General features: G+C 57.5%; 18 protein-coding genes. 10 read left to right on the forward strand and 8 right to left on the reverse strand.

Annotated elements, in window-relative coordinates:
- Window positions 1-7 precede the first annotated feature (7 nt).
- The 8 genes from nirJ (at window position 8) to LG290_RS01390 (ending at window position 8,771) form a co-directional block, all read left to right on the forward strand.
- Window positions 8-1,207, forward strand: coding sequence for a heme d1 biosynthesis radical SAM protein NirJ (gene nirJ, locus LG290_RS01355; RefSeq protein WP_499835925.1), 1,200 nt, complete (start codon window positions 8-10; stop codon window positions 1,205-1,207).
- Window positions 1,208-1,221: 14 nt separating this feature from the next.
- Window positions 1,222-2,070: a uroporphyrinogen-III C-methyltransferase gene (gene cobA / locus LG290_RS01360; RefSeq protein ID WP_499835926.1), complete on the forward strand. Its 849-nt coding sequence runs from the start codon at window positions 1,222-1,224 to the stop codon at window positions 2,068-2,070.
- Window positions 2,067-3,623, forward strand: a complete 1,557-nt coding sequence (locus LG290_RS01365) for a cytochrome D1 domain-containing protein (protein ID WP_499835927.1) — start codon at window positions 2,067-2,069, stop codon at window positions 3,621-3,623. The genes cobA and LG290_RS01365 overlap by 4 nt, the downstream gene beginning before the upstream one ends.
- 217 nt (window positions 3,624-3,840) lie before the next feature.
- Window positions 3,841-4,293: a c-type cytochrome gene (locus LG290_RS01370; RefSeq protein WP_499835929.1), complete on the forward strand. Its 453-nt coding sequence runs from the start codon at window positions 3,841-3,843 to the stop codon at window positions 4,291-4,293.
- Between the two features lie 49 nt (window positions 4,294-4,342).
- Complete coding sequence (locus LG290_RS01375; protein ID WP_499835930.1) at window positions 4,343-5,698, forward strand: cbb3-type cytochrome c oxidase subunit I; 1,356 nt, start codon at window positions 4,343-4,345, stop codon at window positions 5,696-5,698.
- A gap of 65 nt (window positions 5,699-5,763) precedes the next feature.
- Window positions 5,764-6,576, forward strand: coding sequence for a CbbQ/NirQ/NorQ/GpvN family protein (locus LG290_RS01380; protein WP_160419316.1), 813 nt, complete (start codon window positions 5,764-5,766; stop codon window positions 6,574-6,576).
- A gap of 9 nt (window positions 6,577-6,585) precedes the next feature.
- Window positions 6,586-8,529 (forward strand): nitric oxide reductase activation protein NorD, encoded by a 1,944-nt coding sequence (locus LG290_RS01385; RefSeq protein WP_499835931.1) that lies wholly within the window; start codon window positions 6,586-6,588, stop codon window positions 8,527-8,529.
- Between the two features lie 11 nt (window positions 8,530-8,540).
- On the forward strand, window positions 8,541-8,771 hold the full coding sequence (locus LG290_RS01390; RefSeq protein WP_499835932.1) for a hypothetical protein: 231 nt from the start codon (window positions 8,541-8,543) through the stop codon (window positions 8,769-8,771).
- Here LG290_RS01390 and LG290_RS01395 read toward each other — a convergent pair.
- From LG290_RS01395 to LG290_RS01415, 5 genes are all read right to left on the reverse strand, one after another.
- Window positions 8,768-9,070, reverse strand: a complete 303-nt coding sequence (locus LG290_RS01395; protein ID WP_499835933.1) for a cytochrome C oxidase subunit IV family protein — start codon at window positions 9,068-9,070, stop codon at window positions 8,768-8,770. The two genes, LG290_RS01390 and LG290_RS01395, sit on opposite strands and share 4 nt — an antisense overlap.
- A gap of 18 nt (window positions 9,071-9,088) precedes the next feature.
- Window positions 9,089-9,655, reverse strand: a complete 567-nt coding sequence (locus LG290_RS01400) for a cytochrome c oxidase subunit 3 family protein (RefSeq protein WP_160419320.1) — start codon at window positions 9,653-9,655, stop codon at window positions 9,089-9,091.
- Window positions 9,655-10,095 carry a DUF4870 family protein gene (locus LG290_RS01405; protein ID WP_499835934.1) on the reverse strand — a complete coding sequence of 147 codons (441 nt, stop codon included), beginning with the start codon at window positions 10,093-10,095 and terminating at the stop codon, window positions 9,655-9,657. Before LG290_RS01405 ends, LG290_RS01400 begins: the two co-directional genes overlap by 1 nt.
- Before the next feature lie 147 nt (window positions 10,096-10,242).
- Window positions 10,243-10,557 carry a c-type cytochrome gene (locus tag LG290_RS01410; RefSeq protein WP_499835935.1) on the reverse strand — a complete coding sequence of 105 codons (315 nt, stop codon included), beginning with the start codon at window positions 10,555-10,557 and terminating at the stop codon, window positions 10,243-10,245.
- Window positions 10,558-10,612: 55 nt separating this feature from the next.
- Window positions 10,613-11,062 (reverse strand): Rrf2 family transcriptional regulator, encoded by a 450-nt coding sequence (locus LG290_RS01415; RefSeq protein WP_499835936.1) that lies wholly within the window; start codon window positions 11,060-11,062, stop codon window positions 10,613-10,615.
- A gap of 391 nt (window positions 11,063-11,453) precedes the next feature.
- Here LG290_RS01415 and hemN point away from each other — a divergent pair, with 391 nt between their 5' ends.
- On the forward strand, window positions 11,454-12,839 hold the full coding sequence (gene hemN / locus LG290_RS01420) for an oxygen-independent coproporphyrinogen III oxidase (RefSeq protein WP_499835937.1): 1,386 nt from the start codon (window positions 11,454-11,456) through the stop codon (window positions 12,837-12,839).
- Between the two features lie 336 nt (window positions 12,840-13,175).
- Window positions 13,176-13,673 (forward strand): ubiquinone anaerobic biosynthesis accessory factor UbiT, encoded by a 498-nt coding sequence (gene ubiT, locus LG290_RS01425; protein ID WP_499835938.1) that lies wholly within the window; start codon window positions 13,176-13,178, stop codon window positions 13,671-13,673.
- Window positions 13,674-13,708: 35 nt separating this feature from the next.
- Here ubiT and LG290_RS01430 read toward each other — a convergent pair whose 3' ends face one another.
- Genes LG290_RS01430 through ubiU form a run of 3 tightly spaced genes read right to left on the reverse strand, consistent with a single transcriptional unit; the run spans window position 13,709 to window position 16,386 of the window.
- Entirely contained in the window at window positions 13,709-14,446 is a 738-nt protein-coding gene (locus LG290_RS01430) for an anaerobic ribonucleoside-triphosphate reductase activating protein (RefSeq protein WP_499835940.1), read from the reverse strand.
- A 15-nt stretch (window positions 14,447-14,461) separates the two neighbouring features.
- Window positions 14,462-15,382: a U32 family peptidase gene (locus LG290_RS01435; RefSeq protein ID WP_499835941.1), complete on the reverse strand. Its 921-nt coding sequence runs from the start codon at window positions 15,380-15,382 to the stop codon at window positions 14,462-14,464.
- An 8-nt stretch (window positions 15,383-15,390) separates the two neighbouring features.
- Window positions 15,391-16,386: a ubiquinone anaerobic biosynthesis protein UbiU gene (gene ubiU / locus LG290_RS01440; protein ID WP_499835942.1), complete on the reverse strand. Its 996-nt coding sequence runs from the start codon at window positions 16,384-16,386 to the stop codon at window positions 15,391-15,393.
- Between the last annotated feature and the right edge of the window lie 87 nt (window positions 16,387-16,473).

A 16,473-nucleotide genomic window follows, 5' to 3' on the forward strand; every position in this document is an offset into this window, starting at 1 on the left:
GAACGCCATGTTCCGTGTCACCCGCTATATCAAGACCCTGCTCGAACCCGGACCGATCCCGGGGGCTCGCAAGCCTCCCGGCCCCGTGGTGATCTGGAATCTGATCCGCCGTTGTAACCTGACTTGCAAGCACTGCTACACCGTCTCGGCGGATATCGACTTCAAGGGCGAACTCACCACCGCTGAGGCGCATACGGTGCTCGACGACCTGCAGGGCTTTCGCGTGCCGGCGTTGATCCTTTCCGGTGGCGAGCCGTTGATGCGTCCGGACATATTCGAGCTTTCTCGGCGGGCCAGGGCGCTGGGTATCTACACCGGCCTTTCCACCAACGGCACGCTGATTACCGAGGCGAATATCGAAGAAATCGCCGATGTCGGCTACGACTACGTGGGCATCAGCATCGACGGTCTGGAAACCACCCACGATACCATTCGCCAGCGCAAAGGGGCCTTTCGTGAATCAATGCATGCGGTGAAGCTGTGCAAGGCGAAAGGCATCAAGGTGGGGCTGCGCTTCACCCTGACACGGGAAAACTATGAACAGTTCGGCGATATTCTGGCGCTGCTCGATGAGCACGATATCGATAAGTTCTATCTCTCGCATCTCAACTACGGCGGTCGCGGTAATCGCCACAGCAAGCAGGACGCCTGGTACCAGATGACTCGTGATGCCATGAACCGACTGTTCGAGCATTGCCGTAGTGAACTCGAACGTGGGGTGGAGCGCGAATACGTTACCGGCAACAACGATGCCGACGGTCCTTTTCTGCTGCAATGGGCCGAGCAGCACTTTCCGGATGAAGCCGAAGCGCTGCGCCAACGCCTGGTGAACTGGGGGGGCAATGCCTCCGGTGAACATATCGCCAATATCGATAACCTAGGCAATGTGCATCCCGATACCTTCTGGTGGGATCATGATTTGGGCAATGTGCGTGAGTGTCCCTTTTCCGAGATATGGCGTGATACCAGCGATTCCCTGATGCAGGGCTTCCGGCAACGGCCACGCCCAGTGAAAGGGCGTTGCAGCGCATGCCGTTATTTGAGTATCTGCAATGGCAATACCCGGGTTCGGGCCTGGAAAGTCAGCGGTGATCCTTGGGAAGAAGACCCCGGCTGTTACCTGACTAACCAGGAAATCGGCGTTGATGATCAAGACATGCGGCGTATCAGCGTTCCTTTTGCGTCCATCCCCGCCACCGAGCTCTAGCCGAGGAGTCCGTCATGACGTCACATCGTGTTTCCTATGACCTGGCCGAAACGCTCTTGGCACCCGGGGAGGTGGCCATCGTGGGGGCTGGCCCCGGTGACCCCGGCCTGTTGACGCTTCGGGCCTTGGCGTTGATCGAACAAGCAGACTGTCTGGTTTACGACCGCTTGGTCTCCAAGGAAGTGCTGGCTCTGGCAAGCCCCGATGCGCAACGTTTTTATGTGGGCAAGGCCTCGCGCTGTCATGCCTTGACTCAGGAGCAGACCAACGCCTTGCTGGTGCGCCTGGCCGGTGAAAGGCAGCGGGTGGTGCGCCTTAAAGGAGGCGACCCCTATATCTTCGGGCGTGGCGGTGAAGAAGCCGAAGTATTGGTCGAAAACCGCGTGCCTTTTCGCGTGGTGCCGGGTATCACCTCGGCTCAAGGGTGCGCCGCCTACGGTGGCTTCCCGCTGACACATCGTGACCATGCCCAAAGCGTCACTTTCGTTACCGGGCACTGCAAGGGAGACGGTGAACTGACCTTGAACTGGCAGGCCTTGGCGGTGCCGCATCACACCGTGGTGTTCTATATGGGCCTGGCCAATGCCGCACTGATCAGCGATAAGTTGCAGTCCCATGGCTTGGCAGCCAGTCATCCGGTCGCCCTGGTGGAGCGGGGTACTACGCCCGAGCAACGCCAGGTGATTACTTGTCTGGGCGAGCTGGTCAAGACTATTGATGAGCAAGGATTGCGACCACCGACGCTGATTGTTGTGGGAGACGTCGTGCGCTTGGCCGATGTGTTGGCCCAACCGATACCCGAGGAGGCGATTTTCGCCAGCGGCGAAATATTGGAACTGGCTAGGGAGCGTATTGCCCTGTGAAATTTCTCAATCTTGCAGTGCGGTTGGCGCTTCTCCTACCGGCTGTCTCGGCATTGGCGGAGGAGGCGGAGACCCGAACGCTTTATCAAACCCAGTGTGCCGCTTGCCACGGCGAGACTCGCCTGGGCGGTATCGGCCCGGCACTGCTCCCGGGCAATCTTTCGCGGTTGAAACCCGACGCTGCCACCCAAGTCATCCGCGATGGACGTTTAGCCAGCCAGATGCCGGGGTTCGGTGAAACGCTCGATAGCGATGAAATCGCCTCCTTGGTGGCGTGGATTTACCGCCCTCCAGAAAGCCCACCAAGTTGGAGTAAGGACGATATCCGGGCCAGCCAGGTCGTGCTCCACTCCGAGGGTAGTCTTCCGAACGAGCCGGTTTTCGATGCCGACCCGCTCAACCTGTTCATCGTGGTGGAAACCGGCGACCACCACGCCAGTCTGCTTGATGGGGATAGCTTTGAGCGCATCCATCGGTTTGAAACTCGCTATGCGCTGCATGGCGGACCCAAGTACACCCCGGACGGACGTTACGTCTTCTTTGGCTCCCGAGATGGCTGGATTACCAAGTACGACCTTTACAATCTCGAGGTAGTCGCCGAAGTCCGTGCCGGCATCAATATGCGTAACATTGCCGTCTCGGCCGACGGTCGCTATGTCATGGCTGCCAATTACTTGCCGCATAGCCTGGTGCTTTTCGATGCGCATGAACTGGATCTGATGAAAGTCTATCCGGTGGCCGACGAGGCCGGTAACGGCTCCCGGGTCAGTGCCGTCTACGCCGCACCGCCCCGGGGTAGCTTCATTGCTGCGCTCAAGGATATCAAGGAGGTCTGGGAGATTCCCTGGCCATTGCCCACCGAGCCCGTGGTCTCCACCGGCCACATGAGCACGCCCTTGGTCGCCAGCCGATCTCATGACACGCCCAATTTCCGCGTTCGGCGTATTTCGGTACCGGACTATCTGGACGATTTCTTCTTCGATCTCGACTATCGGCATGTCATCGGTGCCTCCCGAGGCGGGCAGGGCGGCATGGTGGTCGACCTGGACAACGGCGAGAAGGTCGCGGACCTGCCCCTGGCTGGAATGCCACACCTGGGTTCCGGCATCACTTGGGAGTACGAGGGACGCCGAGTAATGGCAACGCCGCACTTGTCCAAGGCAGCGGTATCGATCATCGATATGCAGGACTGGTCGGTGGTCAAAACACTCGAGACCGACGGCCCTGGCTTCTTCATGCGCAGTCATGCCAATTCGCCCTATGCCTGGGTGGATGTGTTTTTCGGCCCTAACCGCGACCGGGTGCATATCATCGACAAGGCCAGCCTGGAAATCGTCGAGACCCTGATTCCCGAACCGGGCAAGACCGCCGCCCACGTGGAGTTCGACCGCTACGGCAAGAAGTTGTTATTGAGCATTTGGGAAGATGATGGCGCCGTGATCGTTTATGACGGCGATACCCTGGAGGAGCTTCAGCGTATCCCCATGCGCAAGCCATCGGGTAAGTACAATGTCTGGAACAAGACGCACTATGAAGAAGGTACCAGCCATTAAGGGATTGGCGATAAGCCTGGGTGCACAAGTGCTGTGCGGCGAAACACTATTTTTTATGTATAGTTTTTCCCCTTTTGGCAAAATTTGACCTGTGTCAAAGTTAGTGTTGATTTGCTTCTGGTATTATTAAGTTGTATTTTAAATACATCTTAAAAAAATAGATGCCTTTTGGCTTTTAAGCCTGAGGCCGAAAAAGACTAGCAAGGGAGTATGGCTTATGGCTGATGGACTGACTAAATCGGCAGCCCGCAACATCTTCTATGGCGGTTCGCTGTTCTTCTTTCTGGTGTTCGCCGGGCTGACGGCTCATACCCACTGGTACATGGTCAATGTATCCACTGACAGCGCAGGACTCACCGATTCCGTGAAGCATGGCAAGGAGGTGTGGGAAAGGAACATGTGCATCAACTGCCACAGCATCATGGGTGAGGGGGCTTACTTCGCTCCGGAGCTGGGCAATGTCTGGGAACGTTACGGCGGCCACGAAAATCCCGAAGCCGCGCGAGCCGGTATCAACGCCTGGATACGTGCCCAGCCGCTGGGTGTCGAGGGGCGGCGTCAGATGCCGGCCTACGACTTCAGCGACGAGGAAATGTCGTCATTGATTGACTTCCTCGAATGGACCGATGGAATCGACGACCAGAACTGGCCCCCGCATCCCGCCGGCTAAGCCGCGAGCGTTGTTAATGCCGGGTGGATGAATCAAGGAGAACCGTACAATGAAATACGAAACCCAGAAGGTGGCTTTGCCCTTCTTCATGGTGGCCATGGCGCTGTTCACGTTGCAGGTCGTCTTCGGGCTGCTGGCCGCCACCGTCTATGCCTTGCCCAACTTCATGACTGAAGTGATGCCCTTTCATATCATGCGCGTCAGTCATACCAACCTGCTGATTGTGTGGCTGTTGATCGGCTTCATGGGCTGTACCTATTATTTGATGCCGGAAGAGGCCGAACAGGAAATCTATAGTCCCAATCTGGCTTACCTGCAGCTGGCGATCTTCGCTTTCGCCGGGGCCGCTGCCTTGGTCGGCTACCAGTTCGGTATTCACGAAGGGCGCGAGTTTCTCGAACAGCCGTTCTGGGTTAAGGTGCTGATTACCATATCCTTTTTGATGTTCCTGTTCAATACCAGCATGACCTTGCTCAAGGGACGCAAGACCGCCATCAACCTGGTGCTGATGCTGGGGCTTTGGCTGGCGGCGGTGTTCTGGTTGTTCGCTTTCTACAACCCGACCAACCTGGCAGTGGATAAACTCTATTGGTGGTGGGTGGTACACCTCTGGGTCGAAGGCGTATGGGAGCTGATCATGGCGTCCTTGCTGGGTTACCTCTTGATCAAGATGACCGGTGTGGACCGCGAAGTGATCGAAAAGTGGCTGTATATCATTGTCGGTCTGGCGCTGTTTTCCGGACTGCTGGGAACCGGTCACCACTACTACTGGATCGGCGCGCCAAGTTACTGGCAGCCACTCAGCAGTGTCTTCTCCACGCTTGAAGTGGCGCCCTTCTTCGCCATGGTGGTCTTCGCCTTCACCATGTTCTGGAAAGGCAGCCGCAACCACCCCAACAAGGCCGCCATGCTATGGGCGCTAGGTTGTCCGACCATCGCCTTCTTCGGCGCTGGGGTATGGGGCTTCATGCATACCCTGTCATTCGTCAATTACTACAGCCATGGCACCCAGATCACCGCCGCTCACGGCCACCTGGCTTTCTATGGGGCCTATGTGATGCTGATCCTCGGGGTAATTACCTACGCCATGCCGCAGATTCGCCGGGTACAGCCCTACAATCAGGTATTGAACATGTGGGGCTTCTGGATCATGACCAGCGGCATGTGCTTCATGACCTTCACCTTGACCTTCGCCGGTGTGGTGCAGACTCACCTGCAGCGTGTTCTGGGCATGAACTACATGGAGGTTCAGATGCAGCTTGAGCTCTTCTACATCTTCCGTCTGGGTGCGGGTCTCGCCGTGGCCGTGGGAGCGGGCATGCTGCTCTATGCCTTCTTCGGGCCCGCTCGGGAGCAGGTGCCGGCAGGCGGCACGCAAATAACCGCCGGAACAGGCTCGGCCTGAACAAAACGGCCCTCCGGGGCCGTTTTGCTTCCCATTCCTTAATTTTCCGGCCATGGAGACTTACCATGCCTGTTTCTTCCGTCGCCGCTCATGTCGATGAGCGTGAATTACCTTTCTACGAAAATGTCGGTAACGAATGCAGCATGTTCGAACATGCCTTTCGTCAACGTCTGCCTTTGCTGCTCAAGGGCCCCACCGGTTGCGGCAAGACACGCTTTGTCAGCCATATGGCGGCCAAGCTGGGACGACCGCTGTTCACCATTTCCTGTCACGACGACCTGACCTCCGCCGATCTCACCGGCCGCTATCTGTTGCAGGGCGGCGAGACCCGCTGGGTCGACGGCCCTCTGACCCGGGCAGTGCGTGAGGGTGGGATCTGCTATCTTGATGAGGTGGTGGAGGCGCGCAAGGACGTCACCGTGGTCTTGCACCCGCTTACTGATGATCGCCGCCTGCTGCCTCTGGAGCGTACCGGCGAATTGCTCGAAGCCCCGGATGACTTCATGCTGGTGGTGTCCTACAACCCCGGTTATCAGCACATTCTCAAGTCGCTCAAACCCAGCACTCGTCAACGTTTCCTGGCGATGTCGTTTGATTTTCCGCCGCCTAAGGTCGAGCGCGACATCGTCGCGCGGGAAAGCGGACTACCGGGCGAGCAGTGCGCCGCATTGGTCAACCTGGCCGCGAGCCTGCGTGCCATGAAGGGCCAGGATCTGGAAGAAGGGGTCTCTACACGGTTGTTGGTTTATTGCGCTACCTTGATCGCTGCTGGAGTGCCCATTCTGGAGGCTGCACGCGCTACCTTGGTGGAGCCGCTCAGTGATGATGCGGATGTTCAGGAAGGGCTGATGGAAGCGATCCACGCCACCTTCGGTTGAGGGCTTTTCATGCTTGATTTTCTTGAAGTCGAGGAGTTTGTCGGTCGCCATTGGCACCATTGGGCTTCCGGCGCGGCAAGCTATCCTGACCACCCTGAAGCCGCGGTGCGCCTCGAGTCGTTGCGCCCCATGCTCGGCGTCTTCTTTCGCGCGGGTGGTGGCGAGGCGGGGATTGATGTTGCCGCTATTGCCGGGCGCAGTTCGTCTCATCGCTTGTCCCTACGCCAACGCCTGGGACTCGACGAGGAAGTACTCGATCAAGCTCGGCGCGATGAAGAGAGCCTGCTGTTACCGCCACGCATCGCCTTGTTCTCCGAGGCCTCACTGAATCGTGATCTCTACCTCTGGCTGGTGGCTTACCTGGCGGTGGCTCGGCATGTCCCGGTAGTCGAAGATCCGTTGCAGCATGATCTTCTTCAGTTACGTGAAGTGAGCCGGGCGACTCGGGCGGCGCTTGCCCACTTTCCGGGACTCGCTCAGCGCCATGCCAGACTCTGCCGAGAATTGCTGGCCATTCGTCCCCAGCGCAAGCGGTTGCCGGCTATGGAAGCGGCATTGGAGGCCGCCCTGTGTACCCAGCTCGGTGATCCAATTCCAAACGAGAGCTGGGCCGAAGTGATGCATGATGCCATCCTCGACGACGCCCTGCCGCTGGATGCCTTTCATGCGCCACGCGGCTATCGTCCGCCGCTTCCGGTACCGTTATGGGGTCAGGCCGTGACCCTGGGTACCAATAAAGAAGCGCGAACTGAACAGGAGGATGACGAGGCGCCTGTGGCCGGCAATGACTCGCCGGAAGATGATCACGGCAAGCGCAAGGCTGACCGTCGTGAGCAGGATCAGGCCGACCGCGACGACTCCCTGATGCTGAATGCCTCGGAAAAAATGCTCTCCTGGGCCGAGATGGTCAATCTCAATCGCCATGTGGAAGATGAAGACGAAGACGAGGCCAAGCAGGCTGCCGATCAGCTCGACGAGATCGTGCTTAGCCCCAATCGCAAAAAGGCCGCTTCCAAGCTCAAGCTGGATCTCGATCTGGCGCCCGATGAGGTGAGTGGAGGACGGCTGCGCGGTCGCCATACCTACCCGGAATGGAACCATCGCAAACAAGTCTATATGCCAGACCACTGTGTGGTACTTAGCGATATCCAGAGCGAGGAAGGGGAGAACTGGCAACCGGATGAATCCACTCGGCGGCGCATACGTCGAGTCCGTCGCGAGTTTGAAGCACTCAGACCACGCCGCGAGATTCTGCGTGGCCAACTCGATGGCAGCGAACTGGATATGGATGCCGTGATTCGTTCACGCTGCGATCTGGCGGCTACCGGTGAGGCCAGCGATCGCCTCTATCAGGCCAGTCGCACCCAGGCGAGGGATTTGGCGGTATCAATCCTGATCGATGTGTCGCTTTCCACCGAGGCTTGGCTGGAGGACCGTCGAGTGCTGGATGTGGCCAAAGAAGCGTTATTGGTACTGGGTCATGGCCTGGCGGGTTGTGGCGATGACTATGCCATTCATAGTTTTACCTCGCACCGCCGTCATCGCGTCTGGGTCAATACGCTGAAAAGCTTCGATGAGCCTATGGGGGATCGGGTATCGCGGCGTATCGCAGCGCTCAAGCCTGGCCACTATACCCGCATGGGTCCGGCTATCCGGCATCTTTCCGGTGAACTTGCCAAGCGGCCCAACCGCCATCGGTTATTGTTGCTGCTTACCGACGGCAAGCCTAACGATACCGATTATTACGAAGGGCGTTACGGCATCGAGGATACGCGTAAAGCGGTGCTCGAGGCGCGCCGAGAAGAAGTGCGCGTGTTCGGGGTGACTATCGACCGAGAGGCGGGGCGCTACATTCCTCATCTGTTCGGGCGAGGTGGTTACGCCATCGTGCAGCGCCCGGAGCATCTTGCCTTGGCCCTGCCGGGTATCTATCGTCAGATCATTGCTACCTGAGGAGGTTTACCATGTCTCGTTTGCGTCCCGTACTGGCGGTTGGGCTATGGTCTCTCGTTGCCCTAGGGGTGGTTGTGCCGTTGGTGTGGCTGATCAATAACCGCGACTGGGGGGTGGGGTTGATGCTGCTGGTGCCCTTCGTCGTGTATGGCCTGATGCGGCTGGGTCGGCTGCTGGAAGCCTGGGCGAATACGGCACCGCCGCCTTCAGGTATGTCCGGTTCCGATACCACGCCGCGCTAACCCATTAAATTAAAGCGACCCGCCAGATAGCCCGCGGCAATCAGTGCCAGCGTCACAAGAATTAACCCGATAAAAATCCCTTTCCAGGCAGGCGTAGCGGCGCGCAGATTGAGGTAGACCATCAATACCCGATGCGCCTTGAAAGCGGTAGCGGCTAGCACCAGGGCGACCGACCAGAGAGACAATGTCTGCCAGTCAGTGGTCTGATCCAGGCGCGCCGAGACCATGGAAACCCCTGTCAGGCCCATTAGCATGACCCAGGTGATGAGTAAGCGGCGCGTGCCGGGCAGTGCCGTCATGGTTACCTCAAAAGTCATTCATCTAAGAAGATAAATCAGCGGATAAAGCAGTATCCAGATCAGATCTACCATGTGCCAGAAGGCCGCCGCCGTTTCCACGTTCTCGGTGGAAGTGCGCCAGCTCACCAATCCCAGCAACGCCAGGCCGAACAGTACGTGGGCAAAGTGAAAAGCGGTCAAACCATAGTAAAAACCGAAAAAGGCGTTGGTTTCCGGCGTTAGACCCGCGGAAAACTTGTCGGTGTACTCGATAAGCTTGATGCCACAGAACAGGAGGCCCAGCAGCATAGCGGCACCCAGCCACAGGCGGGTGCGTTGCATGCGGCCGACGCTTATAGCCTCCACGGCCAAGGCTACACAGAGCCCGCTGGTCAATAGCACCAGCGTATTGAGGCCGCCCAGCAGAGGGTCAAGCTGTTGCTGGGAGGCATTGAAAAGGGCGGGGTCAAGGGCACGCTGGCCAGCGTAAAGCGCAAAGAAAGCGGTAAAGACCAGCATTTCGCTGAGAATCAGCACCCACATCAGTGGGTTGCCTGGCAAGGTCGAGAGTGGCCCCCAGCCAGGGTTGGGCAGGTCGCGGCTCATCAATCCTCCAGGCTGATACGGGCACCGCCGAAAGCCAGGCTACGAGGATTGTCGATGGGACGATTGGAGGTCAAGCGTTGAATGCCCACACCGCATCGAGCCACCATCCAGATCAGGCAAGCAGTGAAATAGACATAACCCATTGCCCAGGGAGCCATGGGCGGCAGTCCGGCAAGCCCGAGTAATTGCCAGGCGGCGACGAAAACACCACCCCCGAAAACACCCAGCCAGAAGGTACGAATCTGGAAGGAAAAATGCGAAGCCACCCAGTCATCGGCGTTTCGCCGTTTCAAATGAGCGATCAATACCCCCAGCGGGGCGGTGACCACCGCCAGAACACTGCCCAGAAAAAGCATGTAAACGATGATCGCCGTACCGCGCCCACGGCTGGAAGGCAAGGATGCGGCTTGAGGGGAGGAAAGAGCAGAAGTGGAAGACATCAGGGTGCCTCTCTGTGAGCGGTGAGCCGGGTTTCTCAAGGATTCCCGGCGCTTATGACTGCATTTTCTATGCCACGCTGAACTCGAGCAGATGGTGCTTTTTTAGCTTTCACCGAGCCGTCACGCCTTTCCAGGCCGAGGCTAGGGTTATTCCACAGCACTGATCATGAAGTCGACAGACGCCTTAACTTCTTCATCACTGAGACTAAGGTTTCCGCCCTTGGGCGGCATGGCATTGAAACCCTCGATCGAGTGGGTATACAGGATCTCCATTCCCTTTTCGAGTCGCGGCTCCCAAGCATCGGCATCGCCCTTGATCGGGGCACCGGCAGCCCCTGTCATATGGCAGGCCATGCAGGCCTGGTTATAAATTGCCTCGCCATCAGGTTCCGCCTGGGCGGTTACGGAGAAAGCCAAGGCAGCAGTAGCAGCGACAAGAGCGACAGACAATGTTTTCATCATAGATCTCCTGAAATCGATCACGGTCATGATGCGCCGAGCAACTGCCCGGCGTCGGTTATAGCTCAGATGCAGGAATTCGCATCAGCTCAGCCAAGTGTGGCTGATTTTTTTCCAACATGTCCGCTAATGTATAGCGGTCGAGTACTTCAAGGAAAGCTTCCAAGGCCTCGCTGAACATGGGTTTCAACCGGCACGCCGGTGTGATGATACATTTGTTCTTGTCGCGAAAGCACTCCACCAGGCACAGCTCTTGCTCCATGTGACGCACCAGATCTCCCAGCCCGATTGTCGCCGGATCACGTTTGAGCAGTACCCCACCGTTCTTGCCGCGAATGGCAGTGATATATCTCTTGTGGCCGAGGCTTTGAACCACTTTCATCAAGTGATTGTTGGAAATATCGAACGTCTTGGCGATTTCTGAAATAGTCGAACGTTCTTCTTTTTTCTTTGCGGCGAGATAGCACAATACGCGGATCGAATAATCAGTGAATCGAGTTAGGTGCATGGCGGAACCTTCTTCGTTTTGCCTTGACGCTGCTCGAATGGCTGTAGAGGACCTGTGCTATTTACCAGCGCTATTTGTCAGTGCTGTGCCGGTACCTCTTGGTTTAATAAAAGGATGACGTTGTCTTGGATCATGCCTGTTGGTTGGCAGACGTCGGTTTAAGTAGTACTTTATATGCATGTTAAGTTTGACGCAATATTTCATCTCCCGTGGCGTCATGAATGTTGTCACGAATTCGTGTGTTGTCGCTGCATGATCATGCGAAAAACAGTCAGGCGGCAAACACTGAGCGAACCCATGGAGCAGATCATCTGCGATACCATGGGGTATTGAGTAATTTCATGCCCACCCCATTTACATGCCCACCCTATTCACGAGGCTGGTGACAATCATGAAAGACGATGTGCTGTTCGACCGTCCCCTGGTGGAGAAATATGACCGGCCGGGACCCCGCTATACCTCTTACCCCACTGCGCCTCAGTTTCACGCGGCGTTCGCTGAAGACGACTATCGGGCGGCTGCCGAGCGCAGCAATCGGGTGGCATCGCCCAAGCCGTTGTCGGCCTATATTCACATCCCGTTTTGCAAGAGCCTTTGCTACTACTGTGCCTGTAACAAGATCATTACGCATAACACCGAACGCGCTGCTGAATATCTGGAGTGGTTGAAACATGAAATAAATCTTCAGGGAAAACTGTTCGACGATTCACGGCGCATGACCCAGCTGCACTTGGGGGGCGGAACGCCCACCTACCTCAGCAATGCGCAGTTGGCGGACTTGATGGCGGCGCTGGATGCGGCCTTTCATCTTGCACCGCCCGAGGCGCGTGAGTTTTCGCTGGAGGTGGATCCGCGCACCGTGACACCCGAACAGATACACGAACTGCATGACCTGGGATTCAACCGCTTGAGTTTCGGCGTGCAGGACTTCGACCGCGATGTGCAGGAGGCGGTCAATCGCGTGCAGAGCGAAGCCCAGGTGGTGGAACTGGTCGAGGCCGCCCGTGAGGCCGGCTTCCAGTCGATCAGTGTCGACTTGATCTATGGACTACCGCTGCAAACGGTGGCGAGCTTCGATACCACACTTGCCAAGATCATTGCCCTGCGACCCGACCGTATCGCCACCTACAGTTATGCCCACTTGCCGGAGCTATTCAAGTCGCAGCGTCTGATCCGTCCTGAAGACATGCCACCGCCGGAGCGTAAACTGGAATTGCTGGAGTTGACCATCCAGCGGCTCACCGACGCCGGTTATGTCTACATCGGTATGGATCACTTCGCGCTACCCGAAGACGAACTCAGTCTGGCGCGTGAAAACCGTACCCTGCAGCGCAATTTCCAGGGCTATTCCACGCATGCCGACTGTGATCTGATCGGCTTGGGTATCACCGCCATCGGTAAGGTAGGCGACACTTACAGCCAGAACGTCAAGGAGGCCGCTCAGTATCAACACCGACTGGAAAGCGGACGTTTACCGGTGATGCGTGGTTATCGCCTCAACGACGACGATCGCTTGCGTCGTGATGTGATCAACGCCCTGATGTGCCATGGCCGGGTCGAGTTTGAAGATATAGAAGCGCGTTATGGGGTGACGTTTGGCGAGACCTTCGCTGATGCCTTGGCGCATCTGGAAGAAATGCAGCGTGATGAACTGTTGACCATCCATGCCGATGCCATCGAAGTGCTGCCCGCCGGACGCCTGATGATGCGTAATGTGGCGATGGCCTTCGATGCTTACCTCAAGCCCCAGGAAGGGCGATTTTCACGCACAGTGTGAATCTTGGAAAAGGCGGCCAATCGCTTGACTCCTTGGGCGTAGCGGGCAAGGCGCTACCCTTTTAAAAGCACGGGTAGCGCCTTTGTCATTTCCATTGGGTCATGAAGGTGACGTACAGAACGGATTACTCCGCACGTTCGAACAGCAAGTTGTTTTCCAGGTGAATATGCTGCATCAAATCCTCACGGAACTCGCTTATCGCGGTGTAGAGCGCGCGCCAAGTGGTGCAGGCTCCTTTAGGTGGCCTTGATGCATGTCAGTGCGAAGAATCATGGCAGCGCCTAGGATGAGCAGCACGGAGTTTCCTGTTGATGTGTTTGCCCCGGAGTGTTTGTCATGTCATTGCTGCCTTTTCCTGTTCCCATGCCGTCTTCTTCACTGCCCCTTCCACCGGCCCCTAGCCGGCTGATTCGCCTTCTCGATCCTCGGGTTCCCTTTGCTATCAAGCGGTGTCTCATCGAACCCCTACTCAACCGTACCTTTGCCGCGCCCCTCGAAGAGGGCGAGTTCGATGCGCTGGAGGGGCGTCGTATCACCCTGGCGATCGACGATGTAGGGGTAGCGCTAAACCTGACGCTCGAGGCTCAGCATCTGGTACTGTGTCATGAGATAGGAGAGGCGACTATCCGAGGAGGCTGGCGGGAATTTCTGTGTCTTGCCACTCGCCGTGAAGATCCAGACAGCCTTTTTTTTCAGCGTCGCTTACTGATTGAGGGGGATACCGAGTTGGGTCTGATGCTCAAGAATTTACTGGATGGCTGTGAAGAAGGCCTCGCCCAAGGACGCTTGGGCGAGGTATTGATGGGGCTGGAGCGTCTGGCGCGCAGAGATTGAGACGGTCGTAAAAATCCTCCTGAAAATTGAATACTTCACTGCCTCAGCTCGAGACGCTCGAAATACGGGGTTAGACGTTTGACCAGGGCCGTCAGCATCGAAATGGGCGGAGCGTTGAGAACCGCTTGGCAATAGGCAGGGGCAATACACTGGTCGGTGCGAGCCACCTGAAGTGCATAACGACGCACACCACAGTCGGCAAGTGTCAACGCCAGGCGTTCCACCTCGGCAAGCGTGAAATCCTTCCAGTGCACCGTGGTGCGACATTCGAAGTCGATATCGCCGTCGAGCAGCGCTACGAGACTATGGCTATGGCGTTGCCAGATGCCAGGGCGACCACATATCCGGTCGAAATCCTGTCCACGCCCCTTCACATCAAGGCCGACCCAGTCCAGCTGTGGCAACAGCCGGGCCAGGTGTTCAGGATAGAGGCCGGCAGTATGCAGGCCAACCTTGAAGCCCATTGCCTTTACCTCCTGAATCGCGCCAGTCAGACCATTATGCAACGTCGGCTCTCCTCCACTGAACACTACCGCTTCGAGTAGGCCGCGGCGGCTGGCCAAGAATTGTTTCACTTCCTGCCATTCGTGGGGCTTGCCGCGTCTCGGGTCTACCATCTGGGGGTTGTGACAGTAGCCGCAACGTAGCGGGCAACCTTGCAGAAATACCACGCAAGCCAAGTGGTTGGGGTAGTCCAATGTGGTCATGGGCGTCAGGCCGGCAATCGGCAGGTGAATCGTGCCGGCTAAGGTGTCGTGTTGTGCTTGGCACATAGGACGCTCCTTGTTTCAGCCAGCTTGGGTGCGGCTGTTGTCCATGCCGGGGCGGCCGTACCAGTAGCCATCACACATCTCGGCGTCTACCAGCGCCAGTGGATCCGGTGCCGGAAGCTTACCGTGGCGGGCCTGATCGAAGGCTTTGACTACCTCAGCCATGCCTGTGGCACGTGGGCTAAGGCGCGCCACTGAAACACCCATCTCGGTCATGGCCGAAAGCTCATGCCTTAAATCCTGACAAGCGCCGGAAAGGGTCTGGATACCGTTCAAGGTAAAGACATCGTGAGCCTCCTGTGAGCGCAGCGCCAAGCCTTCGGGGTATTGCTGGCAGACGAACTGACAGCGATCCTTGGGTTTCTGGTGACGCCGTGCAGTAAAGCAACGTGACGACCAGGCCAGCGGCAGATGACCATAGGCAAATACTTCGCAGGGTTGGCTCACACCCGTCTGGTGGCAATCATCGATAAGTCGAGCCAAGTCTTCCCGCGACATTTCCACCGGCACCTGCCAGCGTTGCATGCCGGCACGGGCCATTACGCCCAGAGTGGCAGGGTTATAGAGGTTGAGTGCGGCCCCGGCGATGAAGGATAGGCGAGCGCTGGACAGACGTTGCAGGGCACTCTGATCGTTGGCCTCGACGATGAAGTCACCGTTATCGCAGAGCTTGCGTAAATCGCGCAAATCGGCTTCGGATTCGATCAGGGTCTGGCTGGCGAGCACCACCTGCTTGCCACTTTGAGAAAGCTCCCGACCGATACCCAACCAGTCATCAAGTTTCATGTCGCGGCGTCTTGAACAGACCGTTTCGCCCAGGGTGACGATATCCACCGGCCAATCGGCCGCCTCACGGTAGAAGTCGGCGTAGTGGTCGCGTGTCCAGTAGTAAAGCACCGGGCCGAGAGATATTTGCGGGGACTGAGTCGTGGATGGCATACGATCTCCTATTTCCAGCGACGCTCGTAGGCGCCCAGAGTAGTGGTGGCGCCCTCGGAGAGCTCTGCGAGACCGGCCATCCAGGTGGAATCCGGATGGAAGCGATCGGGTGCTTCTTCGAGGCGATCAAGCGCCTGGCGCCAGATGCTGGCTACCTTCGAGGCATAGGCGGGACTGCGTTGCCGGCCTTCGATCTTGACTGCGCTGATACCCAATCCCTTCAGCTCCGGGAGCAGCTCCAGGGTGTTGAGGCTGGTGGGCTCTTCGATGGCGTGATACGTCTCACCATCCACTTCGAAGCGTCCCTTGCACAGGGTTGGGTAGCCCGCACGCTCGCCATCGGCATAGCGGTCGATCAGTACGCCGTTGAGGCGTGACTCCAATCCCTGCGGGGTTTCCTCCCAACGCACATGGGCCGCCGGTGAGCAGACCCCGCGTGTGTTGGGCGACTCTCCGGTAAGATAAGAAGAAAGATAGCAGCGCCCTTCGGCCATGATGCATAGGCTGCCGAAGGCGAAGACTTCAAGTTCCACCGGGGTTTGCCTGGCCAGGTCACGTACCTGAGTGATCGACAATACTCTTGGTAGCACGGCACGTTTGATGCCGAATTGTTCATGATAGAACTTCAGCGCTTCATGGCTGGTGGCCGACCCCTGTACCGAGAGGTGGCGAGCCACGTTCGGATGGTGGCGAGTGGCATAGTCGAGCAGCCCCATATCGGCGAGGATCAGGGCGTCCACACCCAATTCGACAGCCTGATCCACGGCGCGGGTCCATTGTTGCCAACCGTCGGGTTGAGGGTAGGTATTGATAGCGCAAAATACCCGTTTTCCATGGGCATGGGCGTAGTCGATGCCCTCATGGGCGCGCTTGTCGGTGAAGTTCAAGCCGGCAAACTGGCGGGCATTGGTGGTATTCTGGAAGCCGAAATACACGGCATCGGCGCCTTCGTTGACGGCACGTTTCAGGGCAGGCAGGTTGCCGGCGGGACATACAAGTTCCATGGCAGAGACTCTTCACGATGAAAACCCGAGTATCTTAGTCGCCTATTTATTGCCAACCTTTGACCCGAGTCATGGTGGAGCGGATTT

The sequence above is a fragment of the Halomonas sediminis genome, from assembly GCF_044871105.1.
Classification (GTDB): Bacteria; Pseudomonadota; Gammaproteobacteria; order Pseudomonadales; family Halomonadaceae; genus Vreelandella; species Vreelandella zhuhanensis.

What these genes read in the sequence shown, in the direction of transcription:
- LG290_RS01415 (WP_499835936.1), bottom strand. Translation starts at nt 11,062, where the DNA reads ATGCACCTAACTCGATTCACTGATTATTCGATCCGCGTATTGTGCTAT.
- LG290_RS01370 (WP_499835929.1), top strand. Translation starts at nt 3,841, where the DNA reads ATGGCTGATGGACTGACTAAATCGGCAGCCCGCAACATCTTCTATGGC.
- LG290_RS01395 (WP_499835933.1), bottom strand. Translation starts at nt 9,070, where the DNA reads ATGACGGCACTGCCCGGCACGCGCCGCTTACTCATCACCTGGGTCATG.
- LG290_RS01385 (WP_499835931.1), top strand. Translation starts at nt 6,586, where the DNA reads ATGCTTGATTTTCTTGAAGTCGAGGAGTTTGTCGGTCGCCATTGGCAC.
- hemN (WP_499835937.1), top strand. Translation starts at nt 11,454, where the DNA reads ATGAAAGACGATGTGCTGTTCGACCGTCCCCTGGTGGAGAAATATGAC.
- ubiU (WP_499835942.1), bottom strand. Translation starts at nt 16,386, where the DNA reads ATGGAACTTGTATGTCCCGCCGGCAACCTGCCTGCCCTGAAACGTGCC.
- LG290_RS01375 (WP_499835930.1), top strand. Translation starts at nt 4,343, where the DNA reads ATGAAATACGAAACCCAGAAGGTGGCTTTGCCCTTCTTCATGGTGGCC.
- LG290_RS01435 (WP_499835941.1), bottom strand. Translation starts at nt 15,382, where the DNA reads ATGCCATCCACGACTCAGTCCCCGCAAATATCTCTCGGCCCGGTGCTT.
- LG290_RS01410 (WP_499835935.1), bottom strand. Translation starts at nt 10,557, where the DNA reads ATGATGAAAACATTGTCTGTCGCTCTTGTCGCTGCTACTGCTGCCTTG.
- LG290_RS01405 (WP_499835934.1), bottom strand. Translation starts at nt 10,095, where the DNA reads ATGTCTTCCACTTCTGCTCTTTCCTCCCCTCAAGCCGCATCCTTGCCT.
- LG290_RS01430 (WP_499835940.1), bottom strand. Translation starts at nt 14,446, where the DNA reads ATGTGCCAAGCACAACACGACACCTTAGCCGGCACGATTCACCTGCCG.
- LG290_RS01390 (WP_499835932.1), top strand. Translation starts at nt 8,541, where the DNA reads ATGTCTCGTTTGCGTCCCGTACTGGCGGTTGGGCTATGGTCTCTCGTT.
- cobA (WP_499835926.1), top strand. Translation starts at nt 1,222, where the DNA reads ATGACGTCACATCGTGTTTCCTATGACCTGGCCGAAACGCTCTTGGCA.
- LG290_RS01400 (WP_160419320.1), bottom strand. Translation starts at nt 9,655, where the DNA reads ATGAGCCGCGACCTGCCCAACCCTGGCTGGGGGCCACTCTCGACCTTG.
- LG290_RS01380 (WP_160419316.1), top strand. Translation starts at nt 5,764, where the DNA reads ATGCCTGTTTCTTCCGTCGCCGCTCATGTCGATGAGCGTGAATTACCT.
- nirJ (WP_499835925.1), top strand. Translation starts at nt 8, where the DNA reads ATGTTCCGTGTCACCCGCTATATCAAGACCCTGCTCGAACCCGGACCG.
- ubiT (WP_499835938.1), top strand. Translation starts at nt 13,176, where the DNA reads ATGTCATTGCTGCCTTTTCCTGTTCCCATGCCGTCTTCTTCACTGCCC.